At 71.8% G+C, this 16288-nt stretch carries 17 protein-coding genes; 6 read left to right on the forward strand and 11 right to left on the reverse strand.

What is annotated here, in order from left to right; translation table 11 throughout:
• Positions 1–10 precede the first annotated feature (10 nt).
• Genes LZG04_RS32720 through LZG04_RS32730 form a run of 3 tightly spaced genes read left to right on the forward strand, consistent with a single transcriptional unit; the run spans position 11 to position 1748 of the window.
• The gene (locus tag LZG04_RS32720; RefSeq protein WP_233824405.1) at positions 11–622 is read left to right on the forward strand and encodes a CGNR zinc finger domain-containing protein; all 612 of its coding nucleotides are present in this window, start codon (positions 11–13) and stop codon (positions 620–622) included.
• A gap of 9 nt (positions 623–631) precedes the next feature.
• Entirely contained in the window at positions 632–940 is a 309-nt protein-coding gene (locus LZG04_RS32725) for an antibiotic biosynthesis monooxygenase (protein WP_233824407.1), read from the forward strand.
• 10 nt (positions 941–950) lie between these two features.
• Positions 951–1748, forward strand: coding sequence for a Sir2 family NAD-dependent protein deacetylase (locus LZG04_RS32730; protein ID WP_233824409.1), 798 nt, complete (start codon positions 951–953; stop codon positions 1746–1748).
• Here LZG04_RS32730 and LZG04_RS32735 read toward each other — a convergent pair.
• The gene (locus LZG04_RS32735) at positions 1720–2694 is read right to left on the reverse strand and encodes an endonuclease/exonuclease/phosphatase family protein (RefSeq protein ID WP_233824411.1); all 975 of its coding nucleotides are present in this window, start codon (positions 2692–2694) and stop codon (positions 1720–1722) included. The two genes, LZG04_RS32730 and LZG04_RS32735, sit on opposite strands and share 29 nt — an antisense overlap.
• Positions 2695–2712: 18 nt before the next feature.
• Between LZG04_RS32735 and pcp the strand changes: the two genes are divergently transcribed.
• Positions 2713–3345, forward strand: a complete 633-nt coding sequence (gene pcp / locus LZG04_RS32740; protein ID WP_233824413.1) for a pyroglutamyl-peptidase I — start codon at positions 2713–2715, stop codon at positions 3343–3345.
• 60 nt (positions 3346–3405) lie between these two features.
• Here the strand turns inward: pcp and LZG04_RS32745 are convergent, their stop codons facing one another.
• Positions 3406–5964: an ATP-dependent Clp protease ATP-binding subunit gene (locus LZG04_RS32745; protein WP_233824415.1), complete on the reverse strand. Its 2559-nt coding sequence runs from the start codon at positions 5962–5964 to the stop codon at positions 3406–3408.
• A gap of 356 nt (positions 5965–6320) precedes the next feature.
• Between LZG04_RS32745 and LZG04_RS32750 the strand changes: the two genes are divergently transcribed.
• Positions 6321–7121 carry a (2Fe-2S)-binding protein gene (locus LZG04_RS32750; protein ID WP_233824417.1) on the forward strand — a complete coding sequence of 267 codons (801 nt, stop codon included), beginning with the start codon at positions 6321–6323 and terminating at the stop codon, positions 7119–7121.
• Between the two features lie 118 nt (positions 7122–7239).
• On the opposite strand, the gene LZG04_RS32755 is transcribed toward LZG04_RS32750, so the two are convergent.
• From LZG04_RS32755 to lysS, 5 genes are all read right to left on the reverse strand, one after another.
• Positions 7240–8046: an ABC transporter ATP-binding protein gene (locus LZG04_RS32755; protein WP_233824419.1), complete on the reverse strand. Its 807-nt coding sequence runs from the start codon at positions 8044–8046 to the stop codon at positions 7240–7242.
• Positions 8043–9092 (reverse strand): iron chelate uptake ABC transporter family permease subunit, encoded by a 1050-nt coding sequence (locus LZG04_RS32760; protein ID WP_233824421.1) that lies wholly within the window; start codon positions 9090–9092, stop codon positions 8043–8045. The genes LZG04_RS32755 and LZG04_RS32760 overlap by 4 nt, the downstream gene beginning before the upstream one ends.
• The gene (locus LZG04_RS32765) at positions 9089–10096 is read right to left on the reverse strand and encodes an iron ABC transporter permease (protein WP_233824423.1); all 1008 of its coding nucleotides are present in this window, start codon (positions 10094–10096) and stop codon (positions 9089–9091) included. The genes LZG04_RS32760 and LZG04_RS32765 overlap by 4 nt, the downstream gene beginning before the upstream one ends.
• A 256-nt stretch (positions 10097–10352) precedes the next feature.
• Positions 10353–10700 carry an Lsr2 family protein gene (locus LZG04_RS32770; protein WP_073886911.1) on the reverse strand — a complete coding sequence of 116 codons (348 nt, stop codon included), beginning with the start codon at positions 10698–10700 and terminating at the stop codon, positions 10353–10355.
• 114 nt (positions 10701–10814) lie between these two features.
• Complete coding sequence (gene lysS / locus LZG04_RS32775) at positions 10815–12326, reverse strand: lysine--tRNA ligase (protein WP_233824425.1); 1512 nt, start codon at positions 12324–12326, stop codon at positions 10815–10817.
• 62 nt (positions 12327–12388) lie between these two features.
• On the opposite strand from lysS, the gene LZG04_RS32780 reads away from it, so the two are divergent.
• Positions 12389–13144, forward strand: coding sequence for a class I SAM-dependent methyltransferase (locus tag LZG04_RS32780; RefSeq protein WP_233824427.1), 756 nt, complete (start codon positions 12389–12391; stop codon positions 13142–13144).
• A 24-nt stretch (positions 13145–13168) separates the two neighbouring features.
• Here the strand turns inward: LZG04_RS32780 and LZG04_RS32785 are convergent, their stop codons facing one another.
• Genes LZG04_RS32785 through LZG04_RS32800 form a run of 4 tightly spaced genes read right to left on the reverse strand, consistent with a single transcriptional unit; the run spans position 13169 to position 16264 of the window.
• Positions 13169–13954 carry a type III pantothenate kinase gene (locus LZG04_RS32785; protein WP_233824429.1) on the reverse strand — a complete coding sequence of 262 codons (786 nt, stop codon included), beginning with the start codon at positions 13952–13954 and terminating at the stop codon, positions 13169–13171.
• A gap of 27 nt (positions 13955–13981) precedes the next feature.
• Positions 13982–14476 (reverse strand): aspartate 1-decarboxylase, encoded by a 495-nt coding sequence (gene panD, locus LZG04_RS32790; RefSeq protein ID WP_233824431.1) that lies wholly within the window; start codon positions 14474–14476, stop codon positions 13982–13984.
• 10 nt (positions 14477–14486) lie between these two features.
• Positions 14487–15377, reverse strand: a complete 891-nt coding sequence (gene panC, locus LZG04_RS32795; protein ID WP_233824433.1) for a pantoate--beta-alanine ligase — start codon at positions 15375–15377, stop codon at positions 14487–14489.
• The gene (locus tag LZG04_RS32800; RefSeq protein ID WP_233824435.1) at positions 15374–16264 is read right to left on the reverse strand and encodes a Rossmann-like and DUF2520 domain-containing protein; all 891 of its coding nucleotides are present in this window, start codon (positions 16262–16264) and stop codon (positions 15374–15376) included. The genes panC and LZG04_RS32800 overlap by 4 nt, the downstream gene beginning before the upstream one ends.
• Between the last annotated feature and the right edge of the window lie 24 nt (positions 16265–16288).

Here is a 16288-nt window from a genome sequence, read left to right on the forward strand (position 1 = left end):
CAGTGGTTACGTGGCCACGTGGACGAGGACGCTGACCCGCCCGGACGGGCAGAGCTTCCGCTTCGACCCCGGCAGCTTCGCGATGGAACTGCTGGTCAGCGGCGGTCCGGGCGAGCTGGGCGTGTTCGAGCAGCTGCACGCGCCGCACGACCTGGCGGCGTGGCTGGCCGACTCCCGCCTGGCCGCGACCGCGCCGTTCACCGCGGCCGACGTGCGCGTCACCGAAGCCGAGCTGGACGCGGTGAAACGGCTGCGTGACGCGTTCTGGCGGGTCGCGCGGGCCATGGCGCGCGGCGCCGACCTGCCGGCCGCCGACCTCGACGTGCTCAACGCGGCCACCGCCGAGACGCCGCGGCCGGTCGTCGACCCGCGGACGCGCACGTTGACCTGGGCCAAGCCCATCACCGGCGGGCAGGTGCTGGGCGCGGCGGCCCGTGACGCGGTCGAGCTGGTGGCCGGCGGCGGCGTGCGCGAGTGCTCCGGGTCGAACTGCCAACTGCTGTTCGTGGACGCCTCCCGGTCGGGCAACCGCCGCTGGTGCTCGATGGAGCGCTGCGGCAACCGCCACAAGGTCCGCGCCCACCGGGCCCGCCACGAGACGCGAACCGGCGAAGCGCAGTAACGTCGGGGCATGGCGGTTGTGAAGATCAATGCGATCCACGTGCCCGACGGCTCGGGCCCGGAGCTGGAGAAGCGGTTCGCCGCGCGGCTCGGCGCGGTCGACTCCGAACCCGGTTTCCTCGGCTTCCAGCTCCTGCGGCCGGTCAAGGGCGACGACCGGTACTTCGTGGTGACGCAGTGGGAGTCCGAGGAGGACTTCCAGAACTGGATGGGCGGCCGGGCCAAGGAAGCGCACTCGGGCGAGCGGGCCAAGCCCGTCGGCACCGGGTCGGACCTGCTGGAGTTCGAGGTCGTGCTCAGCTCCGAGCCGAAGAAGTGACCCGGCGGGGGTGAACGAGGCGCTCGACCGCGCGGCGGAGCTGATCTCCTCCGCCGACGCGGTACTGGTGTGCGCGGGCGCCGGGATGGGCGTGGACTCGGGCCTGCCCGACTTCCGCGGCGCCACCGGCTTCTGGCAGGCCTACCCGCCCTACGAACGGCTCGGCCTGCGGTTCGAGGAGCTCGCCGACCCGGTGCACTTCGTGGAGGACCCCACCCTCGCGTGGGGCTTCTACGGGCACCGGCTCGACCTGTACCGGCGCACGACGCCGCACGACGGGTTCCGCGTGCTGCGGGAGTGGGGCGCGCGGGTGTTCACCTCGAACGTGGACGGCCAGTTCCAGCGGGCCGGGTTCGCCGACGTGGCCGAGGTGCACGGGTCGATCCACCACCTCCAGTGCGTGGAGCCGTGCACGGACGACGTGTGGCCCGCCGACGACGTCGCGGTGGACGTCGACCCGGAGACGATGCGCGCGACCGGTCCGCTGCCGTCGTGCCGCAACTGCGGTGGGCTGGCGCGGCCGAACATCCTCATGTTCGGCGACTGGTCGTGGATCGGCGGGCCGTCGCAGAAGGCGTTGGACGCGCTCGCGCAGTGGCGGCGAGGGCGGCGCGACCTGGTCGTGCTCGAGGTCGGGGCCGGTGTCGCGGTGCCGACCGTGCGGCGTCAAGCGGAGCTGGCCAGCGCCGCGTCCGGGGCGTTGATCAGGATCAACCCGCGTGAGCCGCAGGTGCGGCACGGTCGCGGGGTGTCGCTGCCGCTGGGCGCGCTGGAGGCGCTCACGGAGCTGGCACGACGAATCGGCTGACCACGGCCCGGTGGTCCGAGCCGGGCACGTCGACGACGGTGAACGCCTCCACCGGGCACCGGTCGTCCACGAGCACGTGGTCGATCGCCACGGGCGGCGGCCACAGCGCGCCGCCCGACGGCCAGGTCGGGTGCAGGCCCGCGCCGGTCTCGTCGGCGGCGTCCACGTAGCCCGTGGCGAGCAGCCGGCGCAGGCCGACGTGGTCGAGGGTGGCGTTGAAGTCGCCCGCGAGCACGCGCACCGGGCCGTCCAGCTCCCGTTCCGGCAGGCCGGCCAGGTCGCGCTGCCACGTCCGCGGCCCCGCGTCCACCACGGGCGGCAGCGGGTGCACCGACAGCACCTCCAGGTCTCGGCCCGGCAGGTCGACCAGCGCACCCGCCTGGCGCAACGTGCTCGGCGGGGTGAGCGTGCGGGGCGACACCCGGTAGCGGGACGCGATGCCCGACCCCGAGCCGCCCGGCTCGTCCAGGAAGTGCCGGTGGGGCAGCACCTCGTCCAGGCCCGCGCGCTCGAGGTCGCGCACCATCGCGGGGGTCAGCTCCTGCATGGCCAGCACGTCCACGCGGTGCGCCTTCACCGCGGCCACCACCGCTTCCGCCTCGGCCTTGCCGACCAGCAGGTTCGCCGCCATCACGGTCACCTCGCGGCCCACGCCGACCGGCCGCGGGTCCGGGAACGCCCGCGGCGCGACGGCCGCCACCAGCACCACGGCGACCAGCAGCGTGACCGTGCCGACCGCCCAGCGCCGCAGCAGCAGCGCCAGCACGCCCAGCACGACCCCGGCGGCGGTGAAGTAGGGCGTGAGGGCCGTCGTGGCGACCATGTGCCGGGTGCCGTCGATGCCCAGCAGCCGGGTGAACGCGGCGAGCAGGACCGCGACGGCCGCCACCACCAGCAGGAACGTCGTGCTCTTGCGCCTGGTGCGGCGTTCCCCGGTGTCGACCACACGATCTAGTCTGCCCGAGTGGACGTTTTGCTGACGGGCTTCGAACCGTTCGGCGGCGAGGTGACCAACCCGTCGTGGGACGCGGTCGACGCGGTGCGACCGGACGGTTACCGGCTGACGAAGCTGCGGCTGCCGTGCGTGTTCGGGGACTCGATCGCCGCGCTGCGCGCCGCCCTGGCCGCCCGCGCCTACGACCTGGTGGTGTGCGCGGGGCAGGCGGGCGGCCGGGTCGGGATCACGCCGGAACGCGTCGCGGTGAACCTGGACGACGCCCGGATCCCGGACAACGCGGGCGCGCGGCCGATCGACGAGCCGGTCGTGCCGGGCGGTCCGGCGGCGTACTTCACCGGGCTGCCGGTGAAGGCGTGCGTGGCCGCGTTGCGGGCCGAGGGGATCCCCGCCTCGGTGTCGCACTCGGCGGGCACGTTCGTGTGCAACCACGTGTTCTACGGCCTCATGCACCTCATCGCGACCGAGCACCCGGACGTGCGCGGCGGGTTCGTGCACGTGCCGTTCTCGCCGGAGCAGGCCGAGGCGGGCGGCCACCCCAGCCTGCCCGTCACCACCACGGCCCGGGCGTTGGAGCTGGTCATCCGCACGGCGCTGACCACGTCCACCGACCTGCGCACCACCGCGGGCGTCCTGCACTGACCCCCTGAGCACGCGAAACGCCCCCCGGGCGAACCCGGGGGGCGTTTCGTCGGCCGTGCGTCAGGCGGACTCGGAGTCCGAGTCGCCGCCCGAGTCGCCACCGGAGGCGGCCAGGTCGACCGGCGGGGCGTCCGGCACCCGCAGCGGCTTGGTCTCGCCGCGGAAGGTGAAGTGCGCCTTGTCGTCGGCCTCGGACTCGCCGTCCCAGCCCTCGACGTCGGTGATGATGATCTGGCCGGGCTGGATCTCCCCGAACAGGATCTTCTCCGACAGCTGGTCCTCGATCTCGCGCTGGATCGTGCGACGCAGCGGCCGGGCGCCCAGCACGGGGTCGAACCCGCGCTTGGCCAGCAGCTTCTTCGCGCGATCGGTGAGCTCGATCGCCATGTCCTTGTTCTTCAACTGCTGCTCGACGCGGGCGATCATCAGGTCCACCATCTTGATGATCTCGTCCTGCGTGAGCTGGTGGAAGACGATGATGTCGTCGATGCGGTTGAGGAACTCGGGCCGGAAGTGCTTCTTCAGCTCGTCGTTGACCTTGTTCTTCATGCGCTCGTAGTTGGACGCGGTGTCCTGACCCGAGGTGAAGCCCAAGCCCACGGCCTTGCTGATGTCCGACGTGCCCAGGTTGGACGTGAAGATGATGACGGTGTTCTTGAAGTCCACCGTCCGGCCCTGACCGTCGGTCAGGCGGCCGTCCTCCAACACCTGGAGCAGCGTGTTGTAGACCTCCTGGTGCGCCTTCTCGATCTCGTCGAACAGCACCACGGAGAACGGCTTGCGGCGCACCTTCTCGGTGAGCTGGCCGCCCTCTTCGTAGCCGACGTAGCCGGGAGGGGCACCGAACAGCCGCGACGCCGTGTAGCGGTCGTGGAACTCGCCCATGTCGATCTGGATCAGGGCGTCGTCCTCGCCGAACAGGAAGTTCGCCAGCGCCTTGGACAGCTCGGTCTTACCGACACCGGACGGGCCGGCGAAGATGAACGAGCCGGAAGGCCGCTTCGGGTCCTTCAGGCCGGCCCGCGTGCGGCGGATCGCCTGCGACACGGCCTTGACCGCGTCGACCTGGCCGATGATCCGCTTGTGCAGCTCGTCCTCCATGCGGAGCAGACGCGTGGTCTCCTCCTCGGTGAGCTTGAACACGGGGATGCCGGTCCAGTTCGCCAGCACCTCGGCGATCTGCTCGTCGTCCACCTCGGCGACGACGTCGAGGTCGCCGTCCTTCCACTGCTTCTCCCGCTCGGCCTTCTGGCCCAGCAGGGTCTTCTCCTGATCACGGAGCTTCGCGGCGCGCTCGAAGTCCTGCGCGTCGATCGCGGACTCCTTGTCCCGGCGCACGTCGGCGATCTTCTCGTCGAACTCGCGCAGGTCCGGCGGCGCGGTCATCCGGCGGATGCGCATCCGCGCGCCCGCCTCGTCGATCAGGTCGATCGCCTTGTCCGGCAGGAACCGGTCGTTGATGTACCGGTCGGCCAGCGTCGCCGCGGCGACCAGCGCGGCGTCGGTGATCGAGACGCGGTGGTGCGCCTCGTACCGGTCCCGCAGACCCTTGAGGATCTCGATCGTGTGCTCCAGCGACGGCTCGCCGACCTGGATCGGCTGGAACCGGCGCTCCAGCGCGGGGTCCTTCTCGACGTACTTGCGGTACTCGTCGAGCGTGGTCGCGCCGATGGTCTGCAGCTCGCCGCGGGCCAGCATGGGCTTGAGGATCGACGCGGCGTCGATCGCGCCCTCGGCCGCGCCGGCGCCGACCAGGGTGTGGATCTCGTCGATGAACAGGATGATGTCGCCGCGCGTGCGGATCTCCTTGAGCACCTTCTTCAGGCGCTCTTCGAAGTCACCGCGGTAGCGCGAGCCCGCGACCAGCGAACCCAGGTCCAGCGTGTAGAGCTGCTTGTCCTTCAGCGTCTCGGGCACCTCGCCCTTGACCACCATCTGGGCCAAGCCCTCGACCACGGCGGTCTTGCCCACGCCGGGCTCGCCGATCAGGACCGGGTTGTTCTTGGTGCGGCGGGACAGCACCTGCATGACCCGCTCGATCTCCTTGGTGCGCCCGATCACCGGGTCGAGCTTGCCCTCCCGCGCGCTGGCGGTCAGGTTGCGCCCGAACTGGTCGAGGACCAGGGACGAGGACGGGGTGCCCTCACCGCGGCCGCCGGACTCGGCGGGCTCCTTGCCGCCGGAGTAGCCGGACAGGAGCTGGAGGACCTGCTGGCGCACCCGGTTGAGGTCCGCGCCCAGCTTGACCAGCACCTGCGCGGCGACGCCCTCGCCCTCGCGGATCAGGCCGAGCAGGATGTGCTCCGTGCCGATGTAGTTGTGACCGAGCTGAAGCGCCTCGCGCAGCGACAGCTCGAGCACCTTCTTGGCGCGCGGGGTGAAGGGGATGTGGCCGGACGGGGCCTGCTGGCCCTGGCCGATGATCTCCTCGACCTGCTGGCGGACGCCCTCCAGCGCGATCCCCAACGACTCCAGCGCCTTGGCGGCGACACCTTCACCCTCGTGGATCAACCCCAGGAGGATGTGCTCGGTGCCGATGTAGTTGTGGTTGAGCATCCTGGCCTCTTCCTGGGCCAGGACAACCACCCGCCTCGCGCGGTCGGTGAACCTTTCGAACATTCGCACTCCCTGACTGCTGCGCCGGCGGTCCTCGGGCTCACCCCTGGCCGACCGTCTGGCTGACCGTGGAGAGCGCGGCACCGTGGGACCACTGTAGTCGTCAGCCCCGACACTCTCAGTTCCCGATCGCAGGCAGCCGTCTTCGGGGATCTCTGACATCGGTACCAACGCGTGATCTGCCAGGCAGATTCCACGGAACGGGTGTTGTCCGCTGAGCGCGAACATTCAACCGTTCGGCGACACCGGGGGTGACCGGGGTCACCGCCGCGGTGCGAGTTAGGGGAACCTCGGTAAGGTTAGGCAAGCCTCAACCCCACGCTCCCCTGCCAACTGGAACCGACGAGGACCTTCTGGACATGACCGTACCGGTGAGGACGACCGCGTGCGACGTGATGACGCCCGTCGCGCGGTCCTTGGGGCGGCTGTCGCTGTACGAGGGGTTCGAGCTGCGGTTCGGGTTGCCGGCGCAGCGCGGGGACTGGGTGCTGTGCTCGGATCTCACCGGCGAGCCGGAGCGGTTCGACGCGTGGCGCAAGGCGCTGGCCGAGTGGCTGCGCGAGCAGTACGGCGAGGCGCCCGACCGCACCACCGCCGGGTACGTCATGAGCTGGTACCTCAACGTCGTCGGCGTCCTGGGCGGCCTGCTGTTCCACACGGCGCGGCGCGTGCCGTCGCTGCGGCCCGAGGACGTGGCGATCAAGGTGGCGGCGGAGGGCCGGCCGCACGTGGTCGGCCTGGCGCTGCTCAGCGACGACTTCGCGTGCCTGCCCGACGACCCCGAGGGCGACCACCCGGCGGCGACCGTGGTGGCCGACGAGACGGCGCTGGCGGCGCTGATGCGGGCCCGGTTCGCCGCGCACAGCGCCCGGTTCGTGGCCGCGTTCGGGCCGACCGTGCGGCTGGGGCGGCGGATGCTGTGGGCCGCGGCGACCGACGCCCTGGACACCGCGGCGTGGACGGCGGGTCAGCTGTGCGGCGACGAGACGGGCGGCGTGATGGACTCGGCGCTGCTGCTGCCGGCCAAGCTGGACCCGTTCACCTCGGCGTCGACCCTGAAGGCCACCGAGACCGGCTGGACCCGCCGCCGCGAGAGCTGCTGCTTCCACTACGTCCTGCCGAACGCCGAAGCCTGCTCCACCTGCCCCCGCGTCTGCTGAGCACCCCGAGCGTTCAACTCGCCCGTCCCGAACGCAGGACACTCGCGTTCCGAACGTAGGACTCGCGCGAGAGTCCTACGTCCAGGTCGCGTGTGTCCTACGTTCGGAACACCCGGGTTCAACGCTCAGGTGTGCGGTGGAGGTGGCCGATCGGGACGACCAGCGGGGTGCCCGTGACCGGGTCGGGGACGACGCGGGCGGCCAGGCCGAAGACCTCCAGCAGGTTCTCCTCGGTCAGCACCGCGGACGGTGCGCCGGCCACCACGATCCGGCCGTCCTTCATCGCGACCAGGCGGTCGGCGTAGCGGGCGGCCAGGTTCAGGTCGTGCAGCACCATCACCACGGTCCGGCCGAACTCCCGGTGCAGCCGCTGCACCAGGTCGAGCACGTCGATCTGGTGCGCCAGGTCCAGGTAGGTCGTCGGCTCGTCCAGCAGCAGCAGGTCGGTGCCCTGAGCCAGGGCCATCGAGAGCCACGCCCGCTGCCGCTGCCCGCCCGAGAGCTCGTCCACGGTCCGCTCGGCCAGCTCCGCCATGCCCGTCATCTCCAGGGCCGACGCCACCGCCGCCTCGTCCTGCGGCGACCACTGCCGGTACCACGCCTGGTGCGGGTGCCGCCCGCGCGCGACCAGCTCGGCCACGGTCAACCCCTCGGGTGCCTGCGGCGACTGCGGCAGCATCGCCAGCACCTTCGCCACCTCACGGGTCGGCGTGCGGTCGATGCGCTTGCCGTCCAGCACCACGGCACCGGCCCGCGCCGGCAGCAACCGCCCCAACGCCCGCAGCAACGTCGACTTGCCGCACCCGTTCGGGCCGATCACCGCCGTCACCGAACCGGACAGCACGTCCAGGTCCAGCTCCGACACCACCAGCCTCTCCCCGTACCCGACGGACAGCGACTGCGCCTGAAGCCGAACAGCGGTCATACCCGTGCCTCCCGGCGACTGCGGACGAGCAGGTACATCAGGTACGGCGCGCCGAGCACCGCGGTCACCACGCCGACCGGCAGCTCGAACCCGCCGAACGCCAGCCGCGCGACCAGGTCCGACACCACCACGAGCAGCCCGCCGACCACGGCGGAGCCCAGCAGCGGCGGCGTGGCGGTCCCGGCCAGCCGCAGCGCGATCTGCGGTGACGCCAGCGCCACGAACGCCACCGGCCCGGCCGAAGCGGTGGCCACCGCCGCCAGCACGACCGCCAGCAGCAGCATCACGCCGCGCGCACCGTCGAGCCGCACGCCCAGCCCGCGCACGGTGTCGTCGTCGAACCGCAGCGCGCCCAGCAGCCTCGACCCGACCAGGGCCGCCGGGATCAGCACCGCCAGCGCCGCCCCGACCGGCACGACGTGCTCCCACCCGCGCCCGTTGAGGCTGCCGGTGATCCACACCATCACCCGCGCCGCGTCGGTCACGTCGCCGACGGTCAGCAGGTAGTGGGTGAAGTTGCCGGTCACGGCCGAGATGCCGATGCCGACGAGCACCAGCCGGAACCCCTCGATCCCGCGCCGCCACGCCAGGCCGTAGACGAGCAGCCCGGCCAGCAGCCCGCCGCCCAGCGCCGCCAGCGGCACGCCGACCGCCGCCGTGGTCCCGCCGACCGCGCCCATCGACCCGGCGAACGTGATCACGGTGACCGCACCCGCACCGGCACCCCACGTAACGCCGAGGATGTCCGGGCTGGCCAGCGCGTTGCGCGCGATCGACTGGAAGATCGCGCCCGCCACCCCGAGCGCCGCGCCCACGAACACCCCGGTCAACGCCCGCGGCAACCGCAGGTCCAGCACGATGAACCGCTGGCCCCGCTGCCCGCCGCCCAGCAGCACGTCGAACACCTGCCCCAACGGGATCGGGAAGTCGCCGCGCGCCACGCTCACCGCACCCGCCAGCACGACCAGCCCCAGCCCCACGACCACCAGGGCGAACGGCCGCCACCGCAGCGGACCGGACACGGGCCCGACCCGGAAGCCCTTCACAGCTTCACCAGCTTCCGCCGCCGCACCAGGGCGATGAAGAACGGCGCGCCGACCAGGGCCATCACGACCCCGACCTCCAGTTCACCCGGCCGGGTGACGACCCGCCCGAGGACGTCCGCCACCAGCAGCACGATCGCCCCGATCACCCCGGCGAACGGCAGCAGCCACCGGTAGTCCGGCCCGGTCAGGGCGCGCGCCGCGTGCGGCACGACCAGCCCGAGGAACCCGATCGGCCCGCACACCGCCACCGCACCGCCCACCAGCAACGTCGTGGCGACCACCCCGACGACCCGGGTCGCCACCACCCGCTGCCCCAGCGACCTGGCCACGTCGTCACCGAGCGCCAGCGCGTTCAGCCCGGCCGCGTTCGCGCCCGCCAGCACCAGCCCGAGCACCAGGAACGGCAGCACCTGCCACAGCAGCTCGACGTCGCGCCCGCCGATGCCGCCGACCTGCCAGAACCGGAACGCGTCGAGGCTCTGCCGGTCCAGCAGCACCAGCGCCGACACCAGGCCGTGCATGAGCGCGCTGACCGCCGCGCCGGCCAGCGCCAGCGTGACCGGGGTCGGCCCGCTGCGCCCGGAGCCGAGCAGGAACACCACGACGCTGGCCGCCAACGCGCCGCCGAACGCGAACCACACGTACCCGTAGAGGCTGGTCACGCCCAACGTGAAGATCGACAGCACGACGGCGAACGCCGCGCCCTGCGTGACGCCGAGGATGCCGGGGTCGGCCAGCGGGTTGCGGGTGTGGCCCTGCATCAGCGCGCCGCCGACGCCCAGCGCCACCCCGACCGCGATGCCGATCACCGTGCGCGGCACCCGCAGCTCGCGCACGACCAGGTCGTTCTCCAGCCCGGTGGGCGCGGTCAGCGCGTGCCAGACGTCGGCGAGCGGGATGTCCTTCGCGCCGATGGCGACGCTGGCCAGCGCGACCAGGACCAGGAGGCCGACGAGCAGGGCCAGGCGGGTGCTGCGGAGGGCCAACGCGCTCGCTCCTCCCACCGCGACCCGACCTTCGGTGAGGTGAGCCTAACCGAACACGCACCGGTCACCGCCGGGCACGCTGAGTGCCGCCGAACGGGCGAGTCGAAGATCACCTGGGTGCACGGTCGCCTGATCCGCTCATCGCCGGACGCGGAATGGATCTTCAAACACCGCGGCCGACCCGGAAAAACAACGAAGGGGCACCGGAAGAATCCGGTGCCCCTTCGTCGATTGACGTAATTGCCGTGGCCTGGGCCACGTCCCGCACGTCGCGTCAGCCCTGCTGGTGGTAAGCCTCCAGCACCTCGGCCGGGATGCGACCGCGATCGGACACCTTCATGCCCTGCTTGCGGGCCCACTCCCGAATCGCCTGGTTCTGCTCGCGATCCGCCGAAGCCGGACGAGCCGCCTTCACACCGGCCGGACGACCCGGGCCGCGCTTGCGGCCACCCGCCTTGCGGGCACTGGCGACGAAGTCGGCGAGAGCGTCGCGGAGCCTGGACGCATTGTCCGCAGAAAGGTCGATCTCGTAGGACACACCGTCCAATCCGAAGCCGACCGTCTCCTCGGCCTTCCCACCGTCCAGGTCATCGACCAGGGTCACGGTGACCTTCTGCGCCATGCGTATCCTCCTGGACTCGAATGCGCGGTGTTCCCCGACCGCGACCTAAAGCATTGGCGAGTGCAGGTTAGCGCACAAGTGCGGGAATGCGCCGCCCGGAGTCCGAGAAGTTACTCATTCCGGGCGCACGAGGGGGAACAGGATCGTCTCCCGGATACCGAGACCGGTGAGCGCCATCAGCAGCCGGTCGATGCCCATTCCCACACCACCGCTCGGTGGCATTCCGTACTCCAGTGATCGCAGAAAGTCTTCGTCGACCGGCATGGCCTCGACGTCGCCGGTGGCGCCGAGGCGGGCCTGGGCTTCCAGCCGCTCCCGCTCCACCACGGGGTCCACCAGTTCCGAGTATCCCGTGGCCAACTCGAATCCGCGCACGTAGAGGTCCCACTTTTCGGCCACGCCCGGCCGGCTGCGGTGCTGGCGGGTGAGCGGCGAGGTCTCCACCGGGAAATCACGCACAAACGTGGGCGCGTGCAGGGTGTCACCGACCAGGTGCTCCCACAGCTCCTCGACCAGCTTGCCGTGGCCGAGCTTCGGGTCGGTCTCCAAGCCGTGCTTGTCGGCGAGCTCTCGCAGCCGCTCCGAAGAAGTTTCGGGCGTGACTTCTTCGCCGGCCGCCTCGGACAACGAGTCGTACATGCTCAACGTCGTCCACTCGCCGCCGAGGTCGTACTCGGAACCGTCGGCCAGCGTCACCACGTGCGAACCGGCCACCGCCATCGCGGCTTCCTGGATCAGCTCGCGGGTCAGCACCGCGTTCGTGTCGTACGTGGCGTACGCCTCGTAGTACTCCAGCATCGAGAACTCGGGCGAATGGGACGAGTCCATGCCCTCGTTGCGGAAGTTGCGGTTGATCTCGAAGACCTTCTCGATACCGCCGACCACGCACCGCTTCAGGTACAGCTCCGGCGCGATCCGCAGGAACAGGTCGATGTCCAGCGCGTTGGACCGGGTCACGAACGGCCGGGCGCTCGCGCCACCCTGCAACGTCTGCAACATCGGGGTCTCGACTTCGACGAAACCGCGCCGGTGGAACGACTCCCGCAACGACCGCACCACCGCGGCCCGGTTGCGCACCGTGTTGCGGGCCTGCTCGCGCAGGATGAGATCCACGTACCGCTGGCGAATGCGGGTTTCCTCGGCGAGTTCCTTGTGCGCGACCGGCAACGGGCGCAACGCCTTCGCCGTCATCGACCAGCGGTCCGCCATCACCGACAGTTCGCCGCGGCGGGACGTGATGACCTCGCCGTGCACGAATACGTGGTCGCCCAAGTCGACGTCGGACTTCCATTCGGCCAGCGCCTGCTCGCCGACGCCGTTCAGGCTCAGCATGGCCTGCAGTTCGGTGCCGTCGCCCTCGCGCAGCGTCGCGAAGCACAACTTGCCGGTGTTGCGGATGAACATGACCCGGCCCGTCACGCCGACCACGTCACCGGTCGACGTGTCCGGTTCCAGGCCCTGATGCGCTTCGCGCACCTCGCGCAACGTGTGCGTGCGTGGTACTTCGACCGGATACGGGTCGACACCGCGTTCCAGCAGTCGCGCCCGCTTCTCCCGGCGCACCCTGAGCTGCTCGGGGAGATCGTCGTCGCTGGTCGCGGAACCGGTCGCTGGCTGCTCACTCACACGACGAAGAGTACGGAAAGACCGCTCGGGAAATCGAACCGGATCTCACTAGGCTCTGGGTGGTGACCGGAGACGACTTGCGGGCCCGGCGGGCGAACTCCTTCGGAGCGCGCGCCGCGGCGTACGCGGAACACCGACCGGACTACCCCGCCGAAGCCATCCGCTGGATCCTGGAACCGCTGGGCCGCGGGCCGCACCAGGTGCTCGACCTGGCCGCCGGCACGGGCAAGCTGACCGGCGGCCTGCTCGCCGAGGGGCACCACGTGACGGCGGTGGAGCCGGACGAGGCGATGCTGTCCGAACTCGTGCGCCACCACGGCGCGGCGCGCGCGTTGCCCGGCACCGCGGAGCGCATCCCGTTGCCGGACGGCACGGTCGACGCCGTGGTCGTCGGCCAGGCGTTCCACTGGTTCGACCCGCGACGCGCGATGCCCGAGATCGCGCGGGTGCTGCGGCCGGGCGGCGTGCTGGCCGCGCTGTGGAACGACTACGACGACTCCGTGCCGTGGGTCGGCGAGTTCGTCCGGGTCGCGCAGTCCAGCGTGAGCGCGCAGGACGACCTGGAGTTCGACCCGGTGACGGAGCACGAGCTGTTCACCGACCCGGTCCGGCGGGACTTCGGGCACGTGGACCGCCGCACCGCCGAGTCGCTGGTGGCGATGGTCAACACGCACTCGCACGCGCTGGTGATCGCGGAGCCGGAGCGGGCCGAGCTGAACGCGCGGATGCTCGCGTTCCTCAAGTCCCGCCCCGAAACCGCCGAGGGCGAGTTCGACCTGCCCCTGACCGTCTACGTGAAGCGGCTGCGCCGGGTGTGACCGCCGCCCGCGCGGCAGCGGCGATCAGGCGCGGTTGCGCTCGAACACCAACCGCAGGCCCAGCAGGGTCAGGTCCGGCACGTGCGAGTGGATGGTGGCCGACTCGGACACCACCAGGGGCGCGAGGCCGCCGGTCGCGATGACCGCGACCGGACCGGGTTCGCTGAGCTGCAGCTCGTCCACGATCCGGCGCACCAGGCCGTCGACCTGGCCGACGAACCCGTAGACGATGCCGGACTGCAGGCACTCCACGGTGTTCTTGCCGATCACCGACCGGGGGCGCACCAGCTCGACCTTGCGCAGCTGGGCGGCACGGGCCGCCAGCGCGTCCACGGAGATCTCGATGCCCGGCGCGAGCGCGCCGCCGAGGAACTCGCCCTTGGCCGAGATCACGTCGAGGTTCGTGGACGTGCCGAAGTCGACCACCACGCACGCGGTGCTGTGCAGGTGGTGCGCGGCCAACGTGTTGATCACCCGGTCGGAGCCGACCTCCTTGGGGTTGTCCACCAACAGCGGCACACCGGTCCGCACGCCCGGCTCCACGAGCACCTTCGGCACGCCGGAGTAGTACCGGCCGAGCATCACGCGCAGCTCGCGCAGCACCGCGGGCACGGTGGACAGCGCCGAGATGCCGGTGATCTTGTCGGCGTACTCGCCGAGCAGGCCGCGCATGGTCAGCGCCAGCTCGTCGGCGGTCATCCGGGCGTCGGTGCGCATCCGCCAGTCCCGGACGAGCGCGGCCGAGTCACCCGTGCCGTCGTACAGGCCCAGCACGATGTTGGTGTTGCCGACGTCGATGGCGAGCAGCACTGCGGGTCTCCCCTGTTTCTCGGCCTACTAGTCCTCGGCCTGGATCAACGCGTCCAGCGCCGCCGCGTCCTCGGTCTCCGCCGCCACCGGCTCGGGCTGCGCCGGGACCCGGGCCGACGTCGACCCGTTCACCAGCCCGGAACCCTCCGGCGCGTGCGCCGGGTCCGCGCCGAGCTCGACCACCTTGTTGTCGGCGTCGACGAAGACCACCTTCGGTTCGTACACCCGCGCCTCGGCGTCGTCCATCTGCCCGTAGGCGATGAGGATCACCAGGTCGCCCGGCTTGACCAGGTGCGCCGCCGCGCCGTTGATGCCGATCACGCCGCTGCCGCGCGCGCCGGGGATGACGTAGGTCTCCAGGCGCGCGCCGTTGGTCACGTCCACGATCGCGACCTGCTCGCCCGCCAGCAGGTCGGCGGCCTCCATCAGGTCCTCGTCCACCGTGACCGAGCCGACGTAGTGCAGGTCGGCCTGGGTGACGGTGGCCCGGTGGATCTTCGACTTGAGCATGGTGCGGAACATGGCGGTCCCCTTACTCGTCACCGGTGCCGAGCAGCACGGCGGCGTTGTCGATCAGTCGGGTCGAGCCGACGCGGGCGGCCACCAGGAGGCGGGCGTCGCCGTTCTCCGGCGCGGGGCCGAGGTCGGGCGCGCGCAGCTCCAGGTAGTCGAGGTCGACGCCGGGCGCCGCGGCGAGGGTGTCGCGCGCGGCCCGCAGCACGGCGTCCGCGCCCCGGCCGCTGACGTGCGCGCCCGCCACCAGGGCGGCGGACAGCGCGGTCGCGGCGGAGCGCTCCTGGTCGGACAGGTAGCGGTTGCGGGAGGACAGCGCCAGGCCGTCGGGCTCGCGCACGGTCGGCACGCCGACCACGTCGAGCGGGAAGTTCAGGTCGCGCGCCATCCGGTGGATCAGCGTGAGCTGCTGGTAGTCCTTCTCGCCGAACACCGCGTAGGTCGGCTGCACGATGTGGAACAGCTTGGCGACCACGGTGAGCACGCCGGTGAAGTGGCCGGGCCGGGTCCGGCCCTCCAGCTCGTCGCCGAGCGGCCCCGGGTCGACGGTGACCGTGCTGCCCGGCGGGTACATGTCGTCCACCGACGGCGCGAACACCAGGCCCACGCGCTCCTCGCGGCAGATGTCCACATCGGAGTCGAAGCTGCGCGGGTAGCGGTCGAAGTCCTCGTTCGGGCCGAACTGGGTCGGGTTCACGAAGATGGAGACGACGACCACGGTGTTCTGCAGGACCTGGGCTTCGCGGATCAGCTTGCGGTGGCCCTCGTGCAGCGCGCCCATGGTCGGCACCAGCGCGATGTTGCGACCGGCCGCCTTCAACGCCCTGGTGACGCGGCGCAGGCGTTCGGGGTCGCGGTGCACCGTCACGTCGCCGGGCGTGTAGTCGTCCTTGGTGAGCGGCTTGGTCATGCCTGTCCCTCGAGGGTGGTGCGGACGTCGGCCGCGAGCTCGGGCTTGAGCAGCCCGGCGGCCTGGGCGCGCGCCGCGGTGCGGAGCGCGAGGATTCGGTACGCGGGCAGCGCTTCGGTGTCCGCGAGCACCGCGAGGTGCTTGGCCACGGTGCCCGCGTCGCCGCGCGCGACCGGGCCGGTGAGGGCGCGGTCGCCGTGGCGCAGGGCGTTGTCCAGCGCGGCGGACAGCAGCGGGCCGAGCATCCGCTCGGCGTCGGCGATGCCCGCGTCGCGCAGCAGGTCGGCGCAGTCGGCGACCAGCGTGATCAGGTGGTTGGCGCCGTGGGCGAGGGCGGCGTGGTAGAGCGGGCGGGCCGCTTCGGGCACGCGCACGGGTTCGGCGGACATCTCCACCACCAGCGCCTCGCCGACGTGCCAGGCGACGTCGTCGCCGTCGGCCGCGGTGACGCCGACGGAGCAGGCGTTCATCCGCTGCACGTCCTCGACCCGGCCGGTGAACGTCATCACGGGGTGCAGCGCCACGCACAGCGCGCCCAGCTCGGCGGCGGGCCGCAGCACCCGCACGCCCTGCGCGCCGCTGGTGTGCACGACGATCTGCCCGGCGCGCAGCGAGCCGGTGGCCACCAGGCCGCGCACCAGCCCGGCCAGCTCGTCGTCGGGCACGGCGAGCAGCACGAGGTCGGCGGAGGCGGCGACGTCCGGCGCGGGCCGCACGGGCACGTCGGGCAGCAGTTCCTCGGCGCGGCGCAGCGAGTCGCGGGACACGGCGGAGACGGCGCTCACGACGTGGCCCGCACGGGCCAGCGCGGCACCCAGCACCGAACCCACTCGGCCGGCCGAGATGACTCCCACGGCCAACCGCGCGGGGCGGGGGGTCGCGTCCATGCGACGTACTCCTTCAGGGCGGCG

Source organism: Saccharothrix sp. S26 (assembly GCF_021390395.1).
GTDB lineage: Bacteria > Actinomycetota > Actinomycetes > Mycobacteriales > Pseudonocardiaceae > Actinosynnema.